Consider the following 22,888-nt stretch of genomic DNA (forward strand, 5'->3'; position numbering starts at 1 on the left):
TATACCCGTCTATTTTTAACCGCAAACGACCATTAGCGGAAAAGACAATGGAACGGATAGCCAAAGGGTTAGATAAGTTTGTGCTTTCTTCGGATGCCCCTTTTGTTGTGCCAGAAAACTGCGTTACGCCATTTGTTACTGAATGCGCCAACGCATCGAGTCAAAGAAACATGCCAGCAAATGAACCTTTACGAACCATATGTGCTCAAGTTAAAGGTGGTCACTTCGCTTTGGTAACTGCGTTTATAGCAAAGCACTTTACTGGTGTCAGTGGTTCTGACATCGAGGAGCCATTGCACACAGTAACAACGACTGATCACAATGCGTTAGTCACTAGCCATATGGTAAAAATGCGCGGTACCAATATCGGTCATAGTACCAATGAGCCAGTACATACCATTTCTGCAGGTGGTTTTCATATCGGAGAGGTAAGAGCATTTCTACTCAAGTACTACGGCACAAGTTACGGTGAGGCATGTGATAGTCCAATCGGTACTGTTACTACAAAAGACCGATTTGGTTTGGTTACAGTTAGAGGTGAAAAGTATCAAATCGTTGATATTGGTATGCGCATGTTAGAACCACATGAGCTGTTTGCGGCACAAGGTTTTCCAGAGGACTATAAAATCTCTCACAATAGTGAGGGTAAGAAGTTATCTAAAGCTAGTCAGGTTGCTCGATGTGGTAATGCAGTGTGTCCGCCAGTGGCGCAAGCTCTGGTTGAAGCAAATGTCGGTGTTGAAAGAGCAAGGATAGCGGCTTAACTACTAACAGTCTTTGTTGGTAAGGGAAATATCATATGAGTGAAGCTTGTCTAATATTACAGCTAGAAAGCTGTATGGATATACAGTATATTTACAGTGTCATTAGTAAGGGTATTGATATGTCTAAAGAAAAGCAGCTATTTCAATCCGCTCTGGATGTAATTATTGATGGTGTGGCCGTTAGTTCGGTAGGTGAGGGAAGAGAGGAAGCTGGGCGAGTGCTACTTGAGGGAGTGCTGCCAAGATTTGCTCATCTTTTGGATGATGAAAAAATAAAAGCCATCCAGTCGATAATCGGGATGGCTGATGAAGCGGAGAATCCAACGTTTAAGTTATAGCATGGAAAGCTGCTGTTTCAACTCTTCTCTATGTTCTGGTGTTAAAGCCTTAACCATATTAAAAGCTAGCTGTGACGTGGTTTTAGCACTAGGGCTAAGAGTGTGGCTATATGATAAATTCATCACGAAAGTGTGCCCACACTCGGGGTCACTACATGAGCAATACAAATCTGCATATTTCGTACTCATTCTATTTGATTTCTGGATGCGGCTTCTCTCGCCGCACTCTGGGCAAAGCACTCTCATAACATTGACCTAACTGAACTGACTGACAGCATAATATTACGTCAATGGCTGTATTTTTGTACAGTTTTATGCGTTTTCTCCGGTAGTAACATCAAACTTTAGATGTAGGCTTTTTATGTTTCTGATTTCCGGGTCATTGTTCACTTCATCCATAATCAGTTCGCAAACAGGTATGATCTCGTCTTTGGCGTATTCACTACCAATCTTGATCGGGTCGCCTAAGCTGGTTGTCCCTTGTGGAATAATGCCAGCCTTACCCACTGGGAAACGATGCCCCACTAAGATGTCTTGCGCTGTAATATTCTTGATGCGCTCGAATTCATCTTTTGTTGCAATGTCACCTACGGGGATTAGCTGAATACCTTTCTCTGCACCTCCGGGAATATTGACGAACATACTGCGGAAGTTACCAACGCCTTTAGAGCTGGCGATCTTATCTTTCAACATCTTTTCGTCATCATCACTCAAGTTTGGGTCAGTCGCATAGAAGATAAAACCCATGTGAGCACCGTTTTTGTAGTATCGGCGACGAAATAGTGTGGCGTCTTTGTTTAGTAAACTGCTTTGTAAGCTCCCCAAATAGTCAGGTAAGCCATAAATCTGTTGTTGTAAGTCTTCTTGGGGTAAGAAAATAATGTCATTCGCCTTATAGACACGTTGCTTGTTGTCACGCTCAAGTAGAACAAAGTCACCGTTTTTACGTCGACGTAAGTACATCGTTGGTAAAGGGAACAAACGAACAACACGCTTGAAGTGATCGCGGATTTTTAAAAAAGCAGCGTCACCAAAAGTGAAGTAGTTATTGCAAAATGATTGAATCTGTCGACGTCTAGCACCTCCGCCTGTGGTGAAACGAGCAGCAACATAGTTTGCACGAGCCTTTAAAAGTGAACCATGATAGGCGTTTGCACGTGAAGTCTCTGCCAAACCTTGTCGTGAGATTGGCGGTTCCCAATAGTCGTCGGAGTCGTTGTAGAACAATTCAGAGTAAGACGTCATCCAACTGGTTGAGTCGATTGCTTCTGGCGAAGAGTCAATGTGATAAACAGACTCTGCATGTTGTTCTTCTTGCTTAACTAGTGTTTCTGTTGTGTCGGTCATGCTGCAGTGGCCCAAGTTGATTTCGTTGGAGTATCGTGATCTAACGGTTCGTTAATGATGGCGTGTGAAATTGCCCAAAACGCATCGGCGTGGCCTGTTGTCTCACTTCGCTCTGCTTTAAAGGTCATAGCGTTACCGCTATTGGTTGGTACTCGCTTAATAGCCATAAATGCCATAGCAATGTCTTTGTGTTCGGCATCAAACTGCAGGCGCTTAGCTTCTACAATGTCGATCATCTTCATCACAAGGCGATTCTTGTTTTCGTTGCTGTAATGTATGGCGTGGGCTTCACGTGGGTGTTTTTTCTTGATTAAGTCCCAAACACCGCCGCCAATCCCAGTAGTGTCAACTCCTATGTAAGTGACTTTGTAGCGTTTAAATACCTTTTCAATTTCACTCACGTGGTACTGGAAGTTAAGGCCTTTCCAGTAGTGCTTCTCTAAAACACGGAATTTCTCACCTGCAACTGCAGGCGGGGCTATGACGACTAAACAAGCATTGTCACGGGTGCGGCTAGGGTCATAACCCAGCCATACTTCACGGCCAGCAAACGGTGATTTTGTTTTTGGTTTGAAGTCTTGCCAGTGGGCAGAGTCAACCATGCCTTTTTCGAGATCAGAGAATTTGAATACAGACAAAGAGCCGTCAACGAAGACACACATAAACAGGTTGTCGAAATCGTCTTTACTGTATTCGTCCTGCAGTTCTTCAATATCAAATAGGTCACAACCGCCTGCAGCAGCGTCTTCAATAGTAACGACATAGCGCCACTGCTTATCGGGACAAAGCACACCACCATCGCGGTATTCATCGAACGTTGGAAACTCAATCTTAGCGCGAGAGTCTCTGCCTTTTCGCCATTGGTCGCCCGTCCAAAATGGGTATGCCTGGTGCATTTTCGATGATGGTGTCGAAAAGTAGGTTTTACGCCATTTTTTATGGGTAGCCATTGCCGAAGCGAGTTTGTTTAGTTCGTCAAACTTCGGTATCCAGAAGTATTCATCAACATAAACATGGCCGTGGTAACTCTGCGCGGTTTTGCTGTTGGTTGATAAAAAGCGAAGTTCAGCACCATTAGAGAGAATGATCGGGTTCCCGGTCAGCTCTATGTCTAAGAACTCTTTTGCAATAGCAATGATGTAGCTACGAAAAACTTCCGCTTGAGCGCGTGACGCTGACAAAAAGATTTGGTTGTCACCAGTCAGAATCGCATCTTCTAAAGCCTCACCACTGAAATAGTAGGTCGCACCAATCTGGCGGGATTTAAGAATGTTACGAATACGCTGTTTGATGTTGTTGCGCATTACGTGTTGATAGGCGAAAAGCGAATCGTGCCACGTGGCAAAGTCTTCTTCACTCAGTTCGCTAATGTCATTCTTTTTGCCTTTACGTTTCTTATTCGATTTTGAGTTGCTGCCAGATTGCTGATCACCACGGTTACTTTTGTTCTCGTGTTTTTTGTTGCCAGCATTTAAAGGCTGTTCACCTTGCTGTTTTTCTTGCGCCCTTTGTTTCTTCAAAGCTGCGTGATGCTTGATAAGCCTATCGAGCATGTCTAGCTGGTTCTTGCTTGGGTCTTCCAACTCGAGCAACGTTTGAATACGGTTTGCTATTGCTTCATCAATAGTTTGTTCACGCAACATATCGCGCCAACCGAATTTATCTGCCCAGTAATAAATGATGCGCTCATTATTCAGGTTCAGTTCGGTAGCGATTTCACGTGGCGTCCAAGCTTTCAAATAGAGTGCTCGGGCGGCTTGTCGTACTTCGGGAGAATATGCCATAAGCGCATCATACGCCCCGAAATCTCGCAAATGACTAACTAAAATTCGGATGAATTCGGATATGGGCTAAATCCGAATTTCTAGGAATTGAAGTGGCTGAAACCACCCATTCAAAGGCGTATTGTTTGCCGTGATCGAGATTTATTTGACGTGATTTAACTAGGCAAACGACAAACATGAGCAAAACCAGTGATTGGAAAATTGTTGCAACTGAGGGGGCTACTGTAGATGGTCGCCAAATAACTGCTGCATGGATTAAAGACATGGCATCGCTGTATTCAACTTCTGAGTACACCGCGATGATCTGGCCTGAACACGCACGTTCTCACTGGAATGTGTTTGAGGGTAAAAACTGGGGTGTGGTTGAAGAACTAAAAGCCGAAAAAAAAGACGGCAAGTTGAGACTATTCGCCAAGATTACGCCAAACCAATATTTGCTTGATGCTAACCAAGATGGACAAAAGCTATTTACATCTATTGAGCCTAATCCTGATTACAAGGGCGAGGGGCGATGTTACCTGATGGGCCTAGCTGTGACTGACTCCCCAGCATCTACAGGAACAGACCGCCTTGAGTTCTCACGCAAGCAAGGTGAAGTGACCAAGATTGAATGTAGTGATCTTGAAGAGTTAGACGTGTCCGAATGCTTCACAACAAATCCTATCTCTAAGTTTTTCTCAGATTTGGCAAAACATTTCCAATCTGGCGGGGCACTGCCAGAAATTACACCTGTAGAGCCTGAACCAGAGGACATTGACGTGACTCAAGAGCAACTAGAAGCACTATTTGATAAAAAATTTAGTGCCTTAAAAACCGAGCTGAAAGATGAACTCAAACAAGAGTTTTCGCAGCAAAACCCAGAACCAGAGCCGGAAGTAAATTCAGGGGCAACTGTTGAACAGTTCTCTGCAGCTTTGGATGAAAAGCTAAACCCACTGGTAGAAACAGTGAACGGTTTGGTATCGAAATTTAACAAACTTTCACAAGAAGTGCCGGGACAAGAGCCGGGTGGTGAGGGTGCGAGTGACAAAATGGAAGGAGTATTTTAATGCTGAATGCTGTTTCAACGAAATACTTAGCGGAGTTCAGTTTATCCGTAGCTCAAGCCGCTGGTTTAGATGTACCTTATGGAACGTTTAACATCACACCACCGATGGAAACTGCTCTACGTCAGGCAATCTTAGAGTCTCATGAATTCTTAAACATGATCTCTCTGCTACCTGTGCAGCAGATTAAAGGTCAAGTGGTAGATGTTGGTAATAATGGTCTTTCTACAGGTCGTACTTCATCAGGTCGTTTCAGTCGTGAAATGGGCCAAAGTGGCAATACCTACGAACTGACCAAAACGGATTCTGGTGCTCATATTCTTTGGGAAACCATGACCCAATGGGCGAACTCAGGGAAGAAAGGCGAATGGTTGAAACTAATGCTAAACGCGATTTCTCGTGTGTTTGCATTGGATATTCTCCGTGTAGGTTTCAACGGTACATCAATCGCAACGCCTACTGACCCAGATGCTAATCCACTAGGCCAAGACGTAAACAAGGGCTGGCTTACAGTTGTAAAAGAGAAGAAAGCCGGTCAAGTTTTGGCATCTGCGAAGCTAGACCCTACTGGTGCAGCAGCGGATTCGTACAAAAACCTTGATTCGTTGGTACAAGACCTAATCAACACAACTATTGCTCCAGAACATCGCCAAGACCCTGATCTTGTCGTGTTAGTTGGTTCTGATTTGGTCGCAGCTGAACAACATCGTTTGCTAGAAGCTGCAAATTCACCGACAGAACATAAAGCGGCACAAGCTCTTGCAAAAACCATTGCAGGCAAAAAAGCTTATACGCCTCCGTTCTTCCCTGCTGACCAAGTGTGGGTGACAAATACTAAGAACCTACAAGTTCTTACTCAAGCAAACACACAACAGCGTCGCCAGAAAAACAATGACGATGAGCTACGTTTCGAATCTAACCATATTCGTATGGAAGGTTACGCAGTGGGCAACCTTAAAAAGTTTGCTGCAATCGAAACTGTCACTGTTGTTGACCCTGCGCCAGCAGCATAAGGGGTGACACATGGTTAGCCCATTAGCAAGACAGCGTAAACAAATGCTTGAAAAGCAAGCTAACCAGTCTGCATCGGAATTGATTTCCGGTGCAGATACCGAAAGCCTGCACATCAAGCTGATCGACTTTGAAGAAGACCGTAAGTACCTAAAACAGCTCAATGCAATCGAAGACAAAGTGAAGCATAAGCGAGAAGTTTTAGTGCCTAAGTACAAACCGTACGTGGAAGCTTACCTAGCAAAAGGCGAAGTATTCGAAAACCCAATCTTTACCAACATGGTGATCTGGCTGTTCGATGTCAACGACATGGAAACCGCTATTGATTGGTGTTTGAAAGCTATCGAGTTGGATTTGCCTACACCGGACAACTTCCGCCGTGATTGGCCGACTGTCTGTGCTGATGCAGTGCTTGAGTGGGCAGAAAAAGAATCTGGCCGTGGTCATTCAATTGAGCCTTATTTCAGCAAGGTGTTTGAAAAGGTCGAAAAAGAGTGGCGATTGCATGAAGAAGTTCATGCCAAGTGGTACCGATTCGCAGGTTTGCACCTAATTCGAAATGAAGAGGGCCAACCACAACCAACGGCTATCGGGTGCTTAGAAACACTAGAAAAAGCTTTGGTGCTACTGCAATACGCTCACGACAAGTACGACAAAGTGGGTGTGAAAACCAAGATTGGTCAAATCGAGCAACGTATTCGCGCGATTAAAGACAACAAGAATCTGTAAAGACTCCTACGCCGCCGAGCCTCGGCTGGTGAGGTAAGAGTGCCAGTAGGCTAACTCGATACCGTCGACCCAGTGGCTAGAGGCTCACTTATTTAAAGAGGAATAACGATGTTTACGGGATCTTCCGGTTCGGATTATCAAGCGACAGAAATCACCAATGACGGCTTTTGGCCGAACATCAATGCAGGTGACTTTGAAAAACGTCGCGGTATTCCTGCAGCTCAAGATTCAGAACGTATCGCTATTGCTCTGGTTAATGCTATTTCGGAAGTTAATCAGCAACTTGAAGACTTAAAAGCTAAGTATCAGGAAGAGGGACATGCAACTGCTGGTGATGTTCCTGCTTTTCCGAAGATGCGCGATAAAAACCGTGTTGTATATCAATACGAATCAGCAGTGTTTGCGAGAGCCAAAGCTGATTTGCTGCCAGACATTGCAACTGTTCACACCAAGGACAAAGGCGACCATATGGCAGACAGAAGCGCCGAGGTTCGCACTGAACTGCTTTCAGAAAGCCAGCGCATTATTCGAAACATGAAAGGGCTAAACCGTTCATCGGTGGATTTGCTATGAGTACGCAGTACCAAGCAGGTTACAAGCTGCGTGACCTAAACGCATTTTTAAGCAGCGTTGTGGGCGACAAGATAGCCAAGCGCATGGAATGTGAAATGGGTAAGGTTGAGTTGAAACTCGAAACCAAGCACATGGGCCATGGTTTTGACCTGCTTTATCAACGTTATGTTGCTGATTTCTACTTCGACAAGTTCCCTTTCAAAGAATACGACCCTGCAGTGCTGTTTGCGAACGTTGGGGCTTGGTTGATGGATAACGACTCTGACCGTTTCCACATTGAAGACTTAGACGACCCAGACGTAGATGTAGTGCTGGAAGATGAGAAAAATGCCGAAGTGCTGATCTCAGTGATGTTTGAAGAACCAGTCAAAGTGACTGCTGACCCAGACGGGCCAATCTATTGGAATGGTCAACGCTGGAAGATTGAAGAGTACGAGATTTGGCAAGCGGAAAGGCTATCAAATGTAGTTATTCGCAATGTATGAGATACGGGCAGATAAGCGCAGTTATCTGCGAGTTAAAGAGCAATTCGAGCTGTTAAAGCTTGATAAAAAAGCCAGAGCCAGAGTGCTGAAAGAGCTTGGTAAATACATCACCAAGACGACCAAAAAGAACATTCGAGCACAGCGTGACCCAGACGGTAAATCGTGGTCAAAGCGCAAAAAAGGCAGGCGCAAGATGCTTAGAGGCTTCACCAAGAAGCTAAAGCATTTTCAAAAAGACAATAACCGGGTTTTGGTTGTTGGTTGGCCCTCAAGACGAGGAACCGTAGCACTGGCTCATCATACAGGTGAAGCAGAGAAAAGCGGTTTGCAGCAGAGGTTCAAGCAAGCCAAGAAAGCGAAAGAGCCAAAAAAAACCGACCCGGCAACTAGAGAGCAAGCGAAAGAGCTACGCGATTTAGGTTACAGACTTCCGCCCCAAGGCAGGCAGAAGAGAGGCAAAAAGCCAACGCTCAAATTCATTACTCAGAATATGACCGTAGCCGAAGCCGCAAAACTGATTAGTGATCTGGAAAACAAAACTCCATCACGTAAGTGGGAAGTAGATCGCCCAGAACGCCGATTGATAGGCATTAGCCCCAAACGGGCAGCAATCATTATCAAGCGGGAATTGAATCGAAACAGGAGCAACTAAACATGGCATGGCCTACCGTCATTATTAACATTCTGAACATGATGCGCGGACCGATTCCGGGCGTTGAATTTCACTTTCTGTTTGTTGTGTACGGCACAGTCGCAGGAACAGAGCGCAACCTAATTATGGTTGACTACACCACGGATTTTGCAGACAGCACGTTCGATAACATCGACCCTGTGCACATGCTTACGCTAAAAGCTGCCCAGTTAAACGGGAAACAGAACTGGACTGCAGGTGTGATCGTCTTAGACCCCGCAGACAGTTGGCAAGCCGCAGTGTTTAAAGCCAATGAAACATCAAGCTTTGAAGCCGTAGTGCTTGATAAGCCAGATACAGGTACATCGACTCTTGAAGATGCTGTTGCTTTCCGCACTGAATTGAAAAACAAGTTAGGCCGTGAAGTATTCATGATCTGCACCTTGCCGGGTATTAATGATGATTCGGTGACGGGTGAAACATGGGCAGAGTGGTTGGCAGCAACAGTCGCGGTACCAACGAGCATCGCAAGTGAGTACATCACTGTCGTTCCTCAAGTTCACAAAGAAAACTCAACAGTAGGTATTTACGCTGGCCGTTTGGCAAACCAAGAAGTGTCTATTGCTGATTCCCCTGCACGAGTCAAAACAGGCAGCGTACTGGGTAGCATGACTCTGGCAACGGATAAAGATGGTAAGCCGTTGGAGTTGGCAACCCTTAAAGCACTGGAAGCCGCTCGAATTGCGGTTCCAATGTGGTACCCAGATTATCCGGGGCAGTACTGGACAACGGGCCGTACTTTAGATGTTCCGGGTGGTGACTTTCAAGATATTCGCCATATCCGTGTTGCGATGAAAGCTGCCCGTAAAGTTCGTGTGCGTGCGATTGCTCGAATCGCTGATCGTGAGTTCAATTCAACACCAGGCAGTGAAGCAAGCGCAAAACTCTACTTTACCCAAGACCTGCGCGAAATGGCGGTAGTAACGAAAATCGGCGATTACGAGTTCCCCGGTGAAATCAAACCGCCACAGGATGAAGACATCACCATCACTTGGATTAACAGTGAAGAAGTGGAAATTCTGCTAGCTGTTACGCCTTATGAATGCCCAGTAAAAATCACAATCGGCATCATGCTTAACCAACGTCTAGGAGAGTAATAAATGACTTCTCGTTATACAGGTCGAAGCTTCGACGTAAACATTATGGGTGTTCTGGTTCATGTGGAATCGGCAACAGCAACCATCAATGACGAATCAGCCGTTGATAAAGAGCGTGGGATTCCAACGGGCTTTACTCATGGTGCAGTTAGTTGTGATGTGGAATATGAGTTGGATTTAAACAACTTCCGCAAGTTGCAGCAAAAAGCCCGTGAAGCAGGTAGCTGGCGCGGCATCAAGCCTCACGATTGCATGTTCTATGCAAATACAGGTGACGATGAAGACAAAGTTGAGTTGTTCGGTGTGAAGCTTCAAATCACTGATCTACTAAGTGTCGACCCTAACAGCAGTGATAAGACCAAACGCAAACTGAAAGGTTTTGTAACGAGTCCGCACTTTGTTCGCATCAATGGTATTTCATACCTGAGTTCAGACGACACACGCGGTCTGCTTCCAGCCTAACCAGAGAGATAACGAATGCCGGATTTTATCGATCATGCCAGTAGTAATGAAGCCAAATTCACCGAAATGGCTATTGCAAGCCAACTTAAACGGTCAGTGCAGACAGGCCAACAAGAAAGCGCGAAAGAGTGCTACGAGTGTGGCGATGAAATCCCAGAAGCGCGTCGAGTTGCTATAGCGGGGTGTCGTTACTGTGCATCTTGCCAAGCAGAGCGGGAGTAACGGAATGAAAGACTGGTACGACAAAATAACCAGCGGAATTGCTTACCTAATGTCATTGGCAGGTATGACTATCAGCAAACTGACATTTGAACAGTGGTACTTCATCTTATCGCTTGTCATTGGTCTGGCAGCTCTAGGGTTGAATTACTGGCATAAACGAGCGATGCAGCGTATTGCAAGCGAAAAAGGAGTGGCACTAAGTGAAACTGACTAAACGAATTATTTGTTCTGTCGCAGCTGTGATCGGTTTGGTTACGGGTGGTGTGACACTGAACAGTTCAGAACTCCCAACTGGCACCGTGACGATTTCAGGTGTGCAAGTAGGCGAGCTAAGAACTAGCCCAATTGGTTTGGAAATTATCGGTGATGCAGAGGGGTGCCGACAAGACCCGTACACATGCCCTGCAGGACTGGCAACTAATGGCATTGGTAACACTCATGGTGTAAATGACCAAGTGGTGTCTTTGGAGCAAATTGCAACCGACTGGGTGAAGAACTTGCAGCAGGCCGAACAATGTATCAGTCGTGCAGAGGCAGATTCTGGCAAACAGATGTCACAAGGTCAGTTCGATGCATTCACTTCTTTTAGCTTTAACACTGGCTGTACTCGATTTATGCGAAATCGTGATGGTAGTGAAACGCAGATTTATCGCTTCATCAAACAGGGTGACTTTACTAACGCCTGTCATGAGTTGCCAAGGTGGGTTTATGGCGGAGGTGTGAAGTTGAAAGGTTTAATTGACCGTAGGGATAAAGAGCATGATCGCTGCCTTTCCAGTCAAAAACATCAAATGGGTTAAGTGGCTAGTTATTGCTGCAGTGGGGGTTGCCATGGTGTCGATGTGGTTAATGTTGAAAGCTAGTAAGTCTGAGCAGGCCGCTTTGAGGGCACGTTTAGATAATGCGTTATCAACCAATCAAGTTAGCCAAGCAACCATTGAAACACTCACCCAAGAAAACAGTGATGCAAATCGGTTACTGGTAGATAGAACAAGGCTGCACAGCACTATAGAGGGAAAGCTCAATGAAGACATTGAAATGCTTCGACGTCAATTGGCCGATGATGAATGTTATCAAAAGCCTTGGCCTAGTGATGTTGCTAACAGGTTGCGCGAACCGTACTGAGTTGGTTGCAACTCAAGTCGTCGTCAAGTTACCTCCTGCTGGGCTGATTGTTCCGTGTCATAAACCAGAAATTCAAGGTACTAGCCCGTTAATAACTGCTAGTGAAGATGTACCTAAATTAAAAGCGGCCCTGAGTAAATGCGCACAACAGGCCGAAGATTATTTGCAATGGCGTGCCAAGCACGAACAAACCAAGAGAGAAGAAAATGACTAAACCTGCTTTCACATCAAAACCTGTAGTAGTGGCTATCGGTGGTACTGATTTCGAATTCAATCCAACGGTGCAAGATGCGAACAACCATACCAATGACATGATGCCGAATAACAAAGTAGCTCCTGCATACACGTATTTGACTCGCACTGTTAAACCAGAGCAGAAAGAAGCGCTGATCGAGTTACTTGATAGCGTGCCCGGTCTAACCATTGAGCTGTTCGCAACGGTGAGTAATGCCTCTAAAGGTGGCATTGAAATCTCACTAAAAAAATAACTAACAGGGCAAAGCGGATTGAAGATAACCCACTTGAACAAGCCTTTGCCCTGCGTCGTCATTTTCTACCCAATGAACCAGACGACGAACAAAGTTTAAGCCGCGCTATCTGGCTGGATAAACACCAGTTCGAACGCGAAGAAAGAGCAGTAATGAGCGCAATTAGCCGATTGTTCAATAACTAAGGTAAGCATTACGCAATGAGTATGGAAAAGCTATTAATGCATGTGGCACTGGTTGACCAAATTACCAAGCCGCTGCAAGGCATTACCAAAGAAGTGCAATCTTCCATGGAAGCAGGCAAACAAGGCATGCAGAACATGGCAACAGGTGGTGCAGGTTTGGTTGCTACTGGCTTTGCTATACAAAATGCGTTGATGCCTGCCATTGAAATGGACAGAAAACTAGGTGAGGTTAAATCACTTGGTGTCACTGATGATGCGTTAAAACAGTTACAAGCAACGGCTTTAGATTTTGCTGCTGAGTACGGCAAATCAGCAACTGAGTTTGTTGGTGCTTCCTATGATATTCAATCCGCTATTGCGGGGTTAAGCGGTGATGAGCTTTCTCAATTTACTAAAGCTTCGGGTGTGCTTGCTGCTGCGACTAAAGCTGACACTGCCACTATCACCAGTTACATGGGCACCATGTACGGGATATTTAAGAACCAAGCTACAGAAATGGGCAAAGGTGAATGGGTTGAACAAGTAGCTGGCATGACCGCCAGTGCCGTTCAAATGTTCAAGACAACGGGTAGTGAAATGAGTAGTGCCTTTACAAGTGTGGGTGCTAATGCTACGTCGGCAGGTATTGCGATGTCTGAACAAATGGCGATCTTAGGTACGTTGCAAGCCACTATGAGCGGCAGTGAAGCCGGTACCAAATATAAAGCATTCCTAGCGGGTGTCGGCGCGGCGCAAGACAAACTTAATCTGTCTTTTACTGATAGCCAAGGTCAGATGTTACCTGTACTCGATATCCTCGATAAGTTGAAAGGCAAATTCGGTGACACGATTGATGTGGCAGAAAGTGATGCACTGAAAAAGGCATTTGGCTCGGAAGAAGCTGTCAGCATGATCAAGTTGCTCATGGCTGATACAGAAGGTTTGGCTGGAAGCATTGAACAGCTTGGACAAATTCAAGGTATGTCAAAAGCCGAAGAAATGGCCAGTGCGATGACCGACCAATGGGAACGGCTCGAAGCCTCATGGTTTGCCGTTCGAGCTGCTGTTTTTGGTGCCATTCTTCCGTCTATCAATGCCATTGTAGGTTCAATGGCTAATGGCTTGGTTTACATCACTGGTTGGACACAAGAATTTCCTTGGTTGGCTGAAATTCTGGGCTATGTCGCTATTGCGGGTTTATCCCTTGGTGGCGTAGTCGCAACACTATCGCTTGCAATGGGTATCGGGCAGATGATGTCGGGTGGTTGGGCTGTGACGATGACAGGTTTGAGTTCTGTTATGTCTTTACTTCGAATCAATACGATTGCAACAACCGCCGCTGCTTGGCTATTTAATGCAGCTTTATGGGCGAACCCAATCACGTGGGTAGTGGCTGGTATTGCACTGCTTATTGGTGGTGTAGCCGCTGCAATTTATTGGTGGGACGACTTAACTGCAGCATTCAAAGATACCGCTTGGTTCAAAGTAATTGCAGGAGCTATTGAGGGTATTGTTGATCTGCTGAACATGATTCCCGGTGTGGATATTGAACTGGGCAGTAAGGTTGATACACCAGAAGTGAGTGCAGCAGTTCAAGCCGAACGCAACGCACCTAAATCTATTCAGCCAATGCAGTTTGAAGCCGCAGAAATGCCAACAGGTAACGGTGGCAGCATTGCCGAATACAAACAGCCGGGAGCAATGCCAACACTACCGCCAAGCATGGTTCAAAACGTAACGACTACCCATAAACCACAAGGCGGCAATATGAACTCATACGGTGATGTATACATCACTGCACCGAATGGAATTACACCAGACCAGTTAGCCGAATGGGATGAACTCAATGCCGGATAGTAAAAAATATATCGACATTAAAGTGATTGATGGCGGTTGGGATATGGACGCAGGTCAACAACCTGCTGAATGCAGCGATTTATACAGCATCGCACAAGATATTAAGCACGCCATTATGGAGTCGGGTTTAGCCCGTCAATTGGTTGCTGAACGCAACCCAGCGTTACGCGCTGATGTAATGGTGCAGATTGAGCAGTTAGCCGAGCGTGATGTGAGACTCGTTCCCGGTACTGCAACCGTAACAGAATTAGATGCGGGTGAAATTACCTTAACCGCAACCGCTTATGAATATGGTGATCTAGAACTTTCTGTAGGAGAGAACGGGGCATGAGCAAACGACCAAACGCAGACTTTGTTGAGATTCTAAGTGAATCGGGTGTGCCTGTTGCCGAAGATGAATTTGAAGCCAAGCTAAAACAAGAAGTCGTGGGAGCTGGCAGCAAGGTATCTAATGACTCTGAAATGTCACCGTTTTGGCGATGGGTTCGCGCCGCTGTAGTTACGCCATGTGTGTGGCTGATCAAAACACTACTAGCAGAACACGTGATGCCAAATATGTTTGTGGCAACGGCAGAGCGTTGGGCTTTAGAGCTGAAAGCTTGGGAACATGACATCGAGCCGAAAGACGCAGAGAAAACACAAGGCAATATCACCTTAACCAAGGCGAACGCTGCTGATGCTGTCACGATAGAAGCGGGTAAAGTGGTTCAAACCCTGCCGATTGATGGTGTGGTGTATAAGGTTCGAGTGCTTGCTGAAACCGTGATTGATGCGGGGCAGTTAACGGGCAAAGTTCTGGTTGAAGCATTTGAAGCAGGCGCAGCTTTTAACTTACCTGCAGGTTACTTTAATATCATTCCAGAAGAGATTCCGGGCATTGTCGATGCGGTTAACGAACCTGACTGGATAACCAAATTAGGCGCAGACGCTGAAAGCAATGAAGAACTGGCACTGCGTATTCAGAACGCTTTCACCAGTTCGGGTGAATGGCACATTGATGATGTTTACCGCTCCATTATTTCCAGTGTTGCCGGGATTCGTAGCGACAATATCTATTTCAACAATACAGGTAAAGTGACACCGGGCACTGCAGAAGCATTGATCTTGATGGAAGTCGGAGCAACACCACAATCCGTTCTTGACCAGTTAAATGACTACATTATGGCTAAAGGGCATCACGGGCATGGTGATGTGCTGACTTGTAAAGCTATTCCAGATACTGAGCACGATGTGATCGCCGATGTTGTTTTGGTGGCGAACTTAGACGAAGCAACCAAAGTTAATGAGCTGCTAGAAGTCGAAGACCGTATCAGGGCCGCATTTCGTGAGACTGCCGCTTATCCAGAAATGACCCGCGCAAAACCAGAAAGCCGCTTTAGCCTTTCTCTGCTTGGTACTGAAATTCACACCAATATGGCGCAGGTCGAATCGGTAAAGTTCACCGTAGGCGGAAAGGTTCAAGAGGACATTATCAGCGACCTAGAGCAACCACGTTTGAAAACGCTAACGGTAAGGTAGTAAGCCATGTCTGAACCTGAAAGCTACAACCAAGAGCAACATGCACCAGAGTTACCGGAAACGGTTATTCCATGGTGGCAAGACGGCACCACCACATCGGAAGAAGTCAAAGAGCCGCACTTTCTATCAAAAGGCGTGTTCGAATTTTTCCAAATGGTTTGGGGTTGGTTGCTGTTCCCGCTTCGCCAAATGGATGCGCTGACATGCAGCGAGAACACCTTAGAGTTAATGGCTTGGGATAGAGACATCAAACGCTTTGAGGGTGAGCCGCTTTCTCTGTTTCGTAAACGAGTGAAATACGCTGCCGTGAATGCCAAAGACGCAGGCAGCGTTGCAGGGTTTAAGCGAATTTTTGAAAGGCTGGGCATTGGTATCGTTGCGTTTAAAGAGCGTGAAGATGCAGTGCAGTGGGACGTTTGCACCATTGAGCTAACAGACGGTGATATTTCCAATAACACCAAGTTGGTTCAAACCCTGATTGAACAGTATGGCCGGACATGTCGCCGCTATCGTTTTCAAGTGACGTTCCCGACAACCTTAACCATTGCCAGTGGTGAGTTCTCACACAATTTCAGCCTGTTTTTAGCGGAGGCTAAGCAAGCCGTTGAAATGAACGTGAAACCACAGCCAGTTGAACATCAACAACAAGTATTCATTGCCAGCCTTTAGTTGGTAAACATTTGTATAGCCAGTTAAAGAAAAATAGGGGGAGGTACCCAATGAGCCAAACGGCAATCCCGCTCGAATTTGAGCGTTACTTGCAAAATCAGATTAGTGTCGGTGATGCACCAGACATGAACGAAATGATTTTTGCGCACATTCCGGGGCTAGACCCAAGCCAGCCAATTAATCGTGAAAATGGTTTGCCTGATGTTTCGCTATGGGTTCACCAACAAGACATCGACCAAGTGGGCAAACTTGGTGACAACGCACTGGCGTATTCAGTGGTGATCCCCGGTACCGTTGCAGAGTTCACCTTTAATGCGATTTATCTACGTGACAAGAATGTGCCGAATTCTTGCGGGATGGTGGTTCACAAGGCCGAAGAAACCAAAGAAAACGGTATGGCTAGCACTAAGTCATTAGTGCAAGCCTATGACGGGGCCGCGCAAATCGCTGGAATTACTGTTGATGCTTCGACTTGGCAGATTGACTATCAAGCACGTTTGAAAGGTATCGAAGAAGACCACCGTTTAGCCTGCTTAGATAACTATGGTCACACGGCTTTTGTTGATGGGTTCGACGTGACCCAACAAGCTGACCCGAATAAATACAAAGTGACTCCTGGTGTTGTTTATGTCGGTGGTTTACGTGGTGTTCTGGCACAAGAAGTAATCCAAACTATCGCTACTAAACCTAATGGTTTGTATGTGGATATCGTTCGACAAGGTACAGCGCTGTCAGTGTGGGAAAACAAAGTCACGATTGCAGTTTCTGAAACTGAGCTAACCGATTATGTCGACGGCAACGATGAACAGCACTACGTAGCAAAATTGGCCGGAATTAATGCTGATGGTTCGGTGGTTGATTGGCGGGAAAAAGGTGGCTTAGCTGAGCATGTAGCTGATAGTGATCCTCATGCGCAGTATTTAAAAGAAAGTGAATACAATCAAGATAAAGCAGCTCAAGAGGCTAGCTTAGTGAAGTTGCCTCACTATCCAGAAATAATGACGGTAAATAATCAGCTAGATATTAGCTTGGTTGGAACGACTATCACGGTTGCTGATAATCAAGTTGTTCGGTTGTATGGATGGAAAGACTTCAATACTACTGATCTTCAAACAAAGTCATTTGAAATTGATTTGGCTAAAACCTATCACTTGAGATTTACGGAAGATCATGCTCTAGAGCTTAAAGATTTGTCTGATGTGGGTTATAACCCAACGTCAAAGGCTGAAACAGACCCTAGTTTTGATAGTGCCTATGACGACATGCTGCTTGCCAAGATTGAAACAGGAACACTAACCCCACTCATTAATAAGCATGAACTGCATGCAGAGATGCAAATGGTAGGGATGAATACTAACCCTGTCCACCCTGCCCGTATTTTTACATACAACTGGGCGAGAACTCCTTTTCAAGTCGAAGGTTTAATTATTGGCATGAATGCTCACTCCATGACAGCTTTTGAGGATTGGAATAACTCATTCCGTGAAAGAGTTTCAGCTTTTGATGTTTTGTTGGTGAATCTCAATCGATACACGGTACATCATAAATATCGAGCACTCGACGACAACGTTAATTGGGAGGGAGGTCAGCTAGGTGTTCGATTTAAACAAGAGGTGAGAGCATGATAACAGTACAAGTTCAATCGGGTAGTGACATTCCCAATCTAGCCTTTGGCTCAATGCCTAACTTGTTGACCGTGCCTGACAACTTAACAGGTGCGTTGTCATTAGATCGGCTTCGAGTCGTTGACGGTGATCTCGTTGATGCAGCGGGTTATTCTCGATTTTACATCGATGAAGTCGGGGTTAAGCATATCAAGCAGCATGATGAAACTTGGCAGGAAATAGAGTGCGGTTATTCTGATGTGCTTATTAAAGATGGTCCAGTATGGCGATTAAAAACCGAACAAGACGTTTATCAAGAGCAATACAAAGCCGTTGATGATAAGCGTCAATCTGAGTACACCCAACGCGTTCGCCCGCATCTTGAAGAAGCTGAAATTAAAAAGCACATGGGAGACCAAGCCGAATACTCCCGGCTGATGGACTTAGCCGTCCAAGAACGAGAGCTAATCCAAACCGAAAACCCTTGGCCGACTCCGCCAGAGGTCTAATGTATGTGGAAACAATCCCCACTTAGTTGGCCTAGCAGTTCGCAAGCAATTCAAACCAGTGCCGAGCAGGTAACAGACCAAATCGGCACAGCGATGAATGATGCAGTTAGCCGCTTAACTAACCTTGAAAGTGACGCCAGTTATGGGCGTCACTCTTTAAGTGAAGAAGCGAATGCGTTATTTGGGTTGCGTGGTGATCTTGAGTCTTTGTTAAGAACTGGCACTGTACTAACCACCACACCTTACCAGTTTCAAGTTGGCACCAAGTTGGATTCAGGTTGTTACCTAAACCCACAGACAGCAGTCAAAGTACTATCAAGTAAACTGCGTGATCATGCTGATAAGCACCGACCAAATGGTCATCTTCATTGTGTCGCGCTTATGGTGACAGCTTCACAACTAACTCTGTTTTCTAATCAGTTAGCGGACATTGTTTCTGTGTTCCCTTTACCTGATTGGTGTCAGGTAGCTAGGCAAACTCGGGCACTAGTGAACAATGAGACAGATAAGTTTCACCAATCTGCAGCAATTGTGCAGCCGCGTTTTAAGCCAATGTCATTTATAAACGTTAATCCTTTACGTAGTTCTCTGAATCTTCAAGGTACGCAAATCGCCACACTTGAATCTCTAGCGAATGATGAGAGTAGTGTGATCGATAAACTCAATACGTTGTCGGTAAAGCGAGCAAGTAAATTGGATGAGGTAAAGGCTAAAGTAAACGCATTGAAAAACCTAAAAGGTAGTGTTTACGCTTTTTCTGTTACTGGTAATGCTGAAAGCATCGCAACGCAGATTAGCCAAGCGGGTGCGCCTAACAATCATCAATTTACCGTGGCAAGTTTATTGCTTAGCCATGAACCAATGACCTTTTTTGAGGAGTTGCTATGTTAGCTCTCGATGGTGTGCCGGTTAACTTGGACTCGATGAAAGTTGAAATGTCGATGGAGTTGAAAGACCAAGACATGAGCGGCCAATCATCGGGTACCGATACGGCAGAACAAGGCGATAAAGGCAAGAAACTGACCTTTAGTGGCCGTGTACCTTTCACACGTGTAGAAACGCTCACCCAGTTGTATTCGCTTGCATCGAACAAAGACGAAACCAATACACGCAGGGTCTATCGGATTGGTAACGACATTGCGTTAGCACTCAAGATTCGCAATGTGAAATTCACTGGCCGTATCAATGCGAGAGAGCATGAAACTTTACAGGCTTGGAACATCTCTTTTGAGTTGCGAGAGCACAACAGTGTGGCAGAACAAAAAGAGCAACGAGCCAAAGAGCAAACCAAACCGGAACAGCGAGAAAACACCCGACTAAAACAGGCACTGAATAACGCAGAGGAAGCAACGCAATGAAGCTAGAAAAACGTCTGTTTATTAGTGGTGAAGAAGTCAAACTGGTTAGTAACATGGTGAGTCTAAAGCTATCGCTAGGCAGTGTTGCTATCTTCGAAATTGAAACTACGGAAAAGCCAGAGCAGTTTGCGTCCGTGCGTTTTGATATTGGTTATGAGAACAAAACCGCCCCATGGTTTGAGGGGTATATCGACAAAGTTCAACCTGCAGCCAATGGTTACCATAAAATTACGGTTAAAGAACTGGTAGGCATTTTGTCAAAACGCTGGTCGGTAAGCATAGAGCATCCAACCGCAGAGCAGGTGATCGGCGTTCTTTCTGATTTGACGGGGCTTGAGTTTAATTTGCCTGATGCTGACTACATCACAACCGCTATTCCAAACTTTGTTTGCCAAGGAACTGGCTATCAATGTTTAGAGCAAATCGCCAAGGCGTTTTCTATTCCAGATTGTGTTTGGTTCCAACATACTGATCAGGTCGTGTACTTCGGTTCGTATCAAGATAGTCACTTCGACAATAAACCTATGCCGATACCGGAAGAGTTCACCAGTCGCCAAAGTGGTAACAGTGTCACCTTTGTTCCGTTCCCTATGTTAAGACCGGGCAGAGTCATGAACGACAAGCGAGTTAATCGAGTTGATTTGATTCAAGATGAAATGACCGCTTATTGGAAGACTGAACAATCCGAAGTACCACCGAAGAAACGTGAAACACTGCAGAACTTCCCAGAGTTGGCAGCAGGTTTTCATTTGCCTAAGTTTGGTCGTGTAGAGGTAGTAAGAGATACAGCGACAGCCGGGCAAGTTGCTGACCCATTCCGCCCAAGGTTTGCGGTAGACGTTCAGGTGCTTGATGAAAACTTAAACCCAGATATTAATGTGCCTGTCTATCGTTCGATTCCATTGCCTGTTCATATGAGTGGGCATGAATCTGGATTGCTGTCTTACCCTTTAGAGGGGACATTGGTTGAAATCGCTTTCGCATATGGTCGCAATGACAGACCTATCATTCGTAGTGTTTATGGTCGTGAATATGCGTTACCGTCAATAGAGCCGGGGGAACAACTGCAGCAGCAACGTGAAGAGGTCTGCAATCGGATAGATGCAGCAGGAAATACCACCCAACAAACAGACCAAACTCAAAAGCAACGGGCTTTCGAGAAGATAGATGAAGCAGACCGTTATTTAGCAATGTATGGTCAGCACCATATTTTGGTTGATGAGCACAGCATTGAAGAAGTGATCGGCAAAAAGCTTATTGAAGCACTAGGCGCGATTAACCTAATTGCAGGTGATGACATTGTGCTAGGCAGTTTAGGCAACATGCAAACCGCGACTGCTGGCGAATTGGTGGAGACTATCGGCAAAGTTCGCCGAAGTATTGCTGCTGATCACCAGTGGCTGCAGTCACCAAAAACGTGGGTAGGCTCAAAGCAAGAGAATGTCTTGATTCTTCTGTCTGAACTTATGCAGACAGTGAAAGAACTGGCCGACACTCTAGCTGGGCATACTCATCGAAGCCCGGAAACAGGGGCTCCGACTTCTGAACCGCATCAAAGTGGTGAAATAACTGGGCATGGCAAAGACAGTAAAGCACTAAAAGATCGCTTAGACCCAATAACGAAACCGAAATGACACCACCCTAAACGCCCACAATCAACGCAGCCAAACGGCTGCGTTTCTTTATGCCCACATCAAGGCGAAACCAGAACAACGCCACTACGGGGCAAACAGCAACCACAGAGCCACGAAACACAAAGACCGGATGACAAAATCCGCACTCTCCTCACCCGCCTGCGCGGTTTTTCGATCAGTTTTTTTACAGTTTTTGAGTTATGAAAAATAAGGGTGTCAGAAAGCCAAGCGGATAAGGTGCAAAGCCTTTTGCTAAAAGGGGCTTCGGGGTGGGAAAAGCCCTATCAAAATGGCTTATATAGCCCTATATAGAATTTCAGTCATTTCAGTTTTTTTCAGAAAATTGAAAAATTAACGATCAGAAAAGATCTGGCATGTGCTTTTAAGTTGTTGATAAATAAAGGTTTAAATATTTTTTGTCACTGTTTAGATGATCTGAAAGGGATTTTTAAAGATCTCTTCTGTGTCTTGTTAGGCTAGATAGAACAAGGCTTGAAAGCGAAATTTAGCGGATTTACATTTTTTCAAAATAGAACAGAGGAAAAATAGAAAAACTTTACGGTAAGATTAAATACAGTGATGCCACAAAAAGCGGATTTCGTTACTTGATTATGAAGAAAAGCAAGCAAATTACAGTAGAGTTAGTGGAATTTGAGTGTGATGAATGCTGCAGAGGTGTGTACAGAGTTGATAACTCGAAAGCACCTAGCAATAACCAATGGCGACACATATGTACGTATTGTGGAAAAGAAGCCTATTTCGTCTACCCATTTCCTTACCTTATTTATAAAGGGGAAGAATTCATTCTACGTAAACACATTCCAAGACAGTCTCCTAAGCCTGATTTGTAAGAAACTAAAAAACAAAAGTGGCGACACACAATGGTGTCGCCACTTTATCGCCATAAATCGTTTGGTTATTAGTTAACTTGTTGATTTAAATAGGCTAATAACAGTCGTTAATCTTACTTAGTGTAAGACTGAGCAATGTTGTCGATACGCTCGTTTGCACGTGCTGCTTCTTCTTGAGCAGACATTGCCGCGTCACCTGATTTACGTACTTCAGATTGAAGTGCTTGAACATCTTGGCTTAGTTGGCTTACTTGATTGCTTAGCTCATCCATTTTTGCAGTTGTTGCTTCATCTGGACCAGATGCACAACCAGCTAGTAGAAGAACAGAAGATGCAGCAGCTGCGATCAACATTTTGTTCATAAGAGAACTCCTTGCGTATATAAGTATCAATGTAATGGTCCTATACCCTTTTTATCGTATAGTGACGTCCTCAGTGTAGCGCCTAATTCCTACTACCTAAAGCAGTGGAAAGTCAAAAAAACCCAAGTTTTTAAGTAATTATCGAATAAGGTGACTAAAGTCTCATTGATGAGAGAAATGAATGTAACTAAATGGTTTAT

At 45.2% G+C, this 22,888-nt stretch carries 28 protein-coding genes; 24 read left to right on the forward strand and 4 right to left on the reverse strand.

Annotated elements, in window-relative coordinates; translation table 11 throughout:
- Window positions 1-47: 47 nt before the first annotated feature.
- Both F0231_RS01900 and F0231_RS01905 read left to right on the forward strand, forming a co-directional pair.
- Window positions 48-764: a DNA cytosine methyltransferase gene (locus F0231_RS01900; RefSeq protein WP_253825697.1), complete on the forward strand. Its 717-nt coding sequence runs from the start codon at window positions 48-50 to the stop codon at window positions 762-764.
- Between the two features lie 35 nt (window positions 765-799).
- Window positions 800-1,102 carry a hypothetical protein gene (locus F0231_RS01905; protein ID WP_171758018.1) on the forward strand — a complete coding sequence of 101 codons (303 nt, stop codon included), beginning with the start codon at window positions 800-802 and terminating at the stop codon, window positions 1,100-1,102.
- Here the strand turns inward: F0231_RS01905 and F0231_RS01910 are convergent.
- The 3 genes from F0231_RS01910 to F0231_RS01920 all read right to left on the reverse strand — a co-directional run bounded on the left by F0231_RS01910 (window position 1,097) and on the right by F0231_RS01920 (window position 4,233).
- The gene (locus F0231_RS01910) at window positions 1,097-1,348 is read right to left on the reverse strand and encodes an ogr/Delta-like zinc finger family protein (protein ID WP_171758019.1); all 252 of its coding nucleotides are present in this window, start codon (window positions 1,346-1,348) and stop codon (window positions 1,097-1,099) included. The genes F0231_RS01905 and F0231_RS01910 overlap by 6 nt on opposite strands.
- 66 nt (window positions 1,349-1,414) lie before the next feature.
- Window positions 1,415-2,449 carry a phage portal protein gene (locus tag F0231_RS01915; RefSeq protein ID WP_171758020.1) on the reverse strand — a complete coding sequence of 345 codons (1,035 nt, stop codon included), beginning with the start codon at window positions 2,447-2,449 and terminating at the stop codon, window positions 1,415-1,417.
- The gene (locus tag F0231_RS01920) at window positions 2,446-4,233 is read right to left on the reverse strand and encodes a terminase family protein (RefSeq protein ID WP_132941697.1); all 1,788 of its coding nucleotides are present in this window, start codon (window positions 4,231-4,233) and stop codon (window positions 2,446-2,448) included. The genes F0231_RS01915 and F0231_RS01920 overlap by 4 nt, the downstream gene beginning before the upstream one ends.
- A 176-nt stretch (window positions 4,234-4,409) precedes the next feature.
- Between F0231_RS01920 and F0231_RS01925 the strand changes: the two genes are divergently transcribed.
- The 22 genes from F0231_RS01925 (at window position 4,410) to F0231_RS02030 (ending at window position 21,475) form a co-directional block, all read left to right on the forward strand.
- Window positions 4,410-5,282 (forward strand): GPO family capsid scaffolding protein, encoded by an 873-nt coding sequence (locus F0231_RS01925; protein WP_171758021.1) that lies wholly within the window; start codon window positions 4,410-4,412, stop codon window positions 5,280-5,282.
- Window positions 5,282-6,292, forward strand: coding sequence for a phage major capsid protein, P2 family (locus tag F0231_RS01930; protein WP_171758022.1), 1,011 nt, complete (start codon window positions 5,282-5,284; stop codon window positions 6,290-6,292). The genes F0231_RS01925 and F0231_RS01930 overlap by 1 nt, the downstream gene beginning before the upstream one ends.
- Window positions 6,293-6,302: 10 nt before the next feature.
- A complete protein-coding gene (gpM, locus tag F0231_RS01935; RefSeq protein WP_171758023.1) occupies window positions 6,303-7,019 on the forward strand; it encodes a phage terminase small subunit in 717 nt (238 codons plus the stop codon).
- Window positions 7,020-7,127: 108 nt separating this feature from the next.
- A complete protein-coding gene (locus F0231_RS01940; RefSeq protein ID WP_171758024.1) occupies window positions 7,128-7,592 on the forward strand; it encodes a head completion/stabilization protein in 465 nt (154 codons plus the stop codon).
- Window positions 7,589-8,077 (forward strand): phage tail protein, encoded by a 489-nt coding sequence (locus tag F0231_RS01945; protein ID WP_171758025.1) that lies wholly within the window; start codon window positions 7,589-7,591, stop codon window positions 8,075-8,077. The genes F0231_RS01940 and F0231_RS01945 overlap by 4 nt, the downstream gene beginning before the upstream one ends.
- On the forward strand, window positions 8,070-8,729 hold the full coding sequence (locus tag F0231_RS01950) for a phage virion morphogenesis protein (RefSeq protein WP_171758026.1): 660 nt from the start codon (window positions 8,070-8,072) through the stop codon (window positions 8,727-8,729). The genes F0231_RS01945 and F0231_RS01950 overlap by 8 nt, the downstream gene beginning before the upstream one ends.
- A 2-nt stretch (window positions 8,730-8,731) precedes the next feature.
- Window positions 8,732-9,865, forward strand: a complete 1,134-nt coding sequence (locus tag F0231_RS01955) for a DUF2586 domain-containing protein (protein WP_171758027.1) — start codon at window positions 8,732-8,734, stop codon at window positions 9,863-9,865.
- A gap of 3 nt (window positions 9,866-9,868) precedes the next feature.
- Window positions 9,869-10,327, forward strand: a complete 459-nt coding sequence (locus F0231_RS01960) for a phage protein (protein WP_171758028.1) — start codon at window positions 9,869-9,871, stop codon at window positions 10,325-10,327.
- A gap of 15 nt (window positions 10,328-10,342) precedes the next feature.
- A complete protein-coding gene (locus F0231_RS01965; RefSeq protein WP_076653592.1) occupies window positions 10,343-10,549 on the forward strand; it encodes a TraR/DksA C4-type zinc finger protein in 207 nt (68 codons plus the stop codon).
- A gap of 4 nt (window positions 10,550-10,553) precedes the next feature.
- Entirely contained in the window at window positions 10,554-10,763 is a 210-nt protein-coding gene (locus tag F0231_RS01970) for an HP1 family phage holin (RefSeq protein ID WP_112460238.1), read from the forward strand.
- Window positions 10,750-11,349, forward strand: coding sequence for a glycoside hydrolase family protein (locus F0231_RS01975; RefSeq protein ID WP_171758029.1), 600 nt, complete (start codon window positions 10,750-10,752; stop codon window positions 11,347-11,349). The genes F0231_RS01970 and F0231_RS01975 overlap by 14 nt, the downstream gene beginning before the upstream one ends.
- 224 nt (window positions 11,350-11,573) lie before the next feature.
- On the forward strand, window positions 11,574-11,888 hold the full coding sequence (locus F0231_RS01980; RefSeq protein WP_253825698.1) for a hypothetical protein: 315 nt from the start codon (window positions 11,574-11,576) through the stop codon (window positions 11,886-11,888).
- Entirely contained in the window at window positions 11,881-12,162 is a 282-nt protein-coding gene (locus F0231_RS01985; RefSeq protein WP_171758030.1) for a putative phage tail assembly chaperone, read from the forward strand. The genes F0231_RS01980 and F0231_RS01985 overlap by 8 nt, the downstream gene beginning before the upstream one ends.
- Before the next feature lie 200 nt (window positions 12,163-12,362).
- Window positions 12,363-14,183 (forward strand): phage tail tape measure protein, encoded by a 1,821-nt coding sequence (locus F0231_RS01990; protein WP_171758031.1) that lies wholly within the window; start codon window positions 12,363-12,365, stop codon window positions 14,181-14,183.
- The gene (locus F0231_RS01995; RefSeq protein ID WP_171758032.1) at window positions 14,173-14,514 is read left to right on the forward strand and encodes a DUF2590 family protein; all 342 of its coding nucleotides are present in this window, start codon (window positions 14,173-14,175) and stop codon (window positions 14,512-14,514) included. The genes F0231_RS01990 and F0231_RS01995 overlap by 11 nt, the downstream gene beginning before the upstream one ends.
- Window positions 14,511-15,701 carry a baseplate J/gp47 family protein gene (locus tag F0231_RS02000; protein WP_171758033.1) on the forward strand — a complete coding sequence of 397 codons (1,191 nt, stop codon included), beginning with the start codon at window positions 14,511-14,513 and terminating at the stop codon, window positions 15,699-15,701. Before F0231_RS01995 ends, F0231_RS02000 begins: the two co-directional genes overlap by 4 nt.
- Window positions 15,702-15,707: 6 nt before the next feature.
- Window positions 15,708-16,370 (forward strand): phage tail protein, encoded by a 663-nt coding sequence (locus F0231_RS02005; protein ID WP_171758034.1) that lies wholly within the window; start codon window positions 15,708-15,710, stop codon window positions 16,368-16,370.
- A gap of 50 nt (window positions 16,371-16,420) precedes the next feature.
- Entirely contained in the window at window positions 16,421-17,995 is a 1,575-nt protein-coding gene (locus F0231_RS20900; RefSeq protein WP_253825699.1) for a phage tail protein, read from the forward strand.
- Complete coding sequence (locus F0231_RS02015; RefSeq protein WP_171758035.1) at window positions 17,992-18,483, forward strand: hypothetical protein; 492 nt, start codon at window positions 17,992-17,994, stop codon at window positions 18,481-18,483. Before F0231_RS20900 ends, F0231_RS02015 begins: the two co-directional genes overlap by 4 nt.
- A 3-nt stretch (window positions 18,484-18,486) precedes the next feature.
- On the forward strand, window positions 18,487-19,374 hold the full coding sequence (locus F0231_RS02020; protein ID WP_171758036.1) for a hypothetical protein: 888 nt from the start codon (window positions 18,487-18,489) through the stop codon (window positions 19,372-19,374).
- The gene (locus tag F0231_RS02025; protein WP_171758037.1) at window positions 19,368-19,841 is read left to right on the forward strand and encodes a DNA-binding protein; all 474 of its coding nucleotides are present in this window, start codon (window positions 19,368-19,370) and stop codon (window positions 19,839-19,841) included. Before F0231_RS02020 ends, F0231_RS02025 begins: the two co-directional genes overlap by 7 nt.
- Window positions 19,838-21,475, forward strand: coding sequence for a hypothetical protein (locus F0231_RS02030; RefSeq protein ID WP_171758038.1), 1,638 nt, complete (start codon window positions 19,838-19,840; stop codon window positions 21,473-21,475). The genes F0231_RS02025 and F0231_RS02030 overlap by 4 nt, the downstream gene beginning before the upstream one ends.
- A gap of 964 nt (window positions 21,476-22,439) precedes the next feature.
- On the opposite strand, the gene F0231_RS02035 is transcribed toward F0231_RS02030, so the two are convergent.
- Complete coding sequence (locus F0231_RS02035) at window positions 22,440-22,688, reverse strand: Lpp/OprI family alanine-zipper lipoprotein (RefSeq protein WP_126572928.1); 249 nt, start codon at window positions 22,686-22,688, stop codon at window positions 22,440-22,442.
- Window positions 22,689-22,888 lie beyond the last annotated feature (200 nt).

It is taken from the genome of Vibrio sp. RE86 (assembly GCF_013114545.1).
In the GTDB taxonomy this organism is placed as follows: domain Bacteria; phylum Pseudomonadota; class Gammaproteobacteria; order Enterobacterales; family Vibrionaceae; genus Vibrio.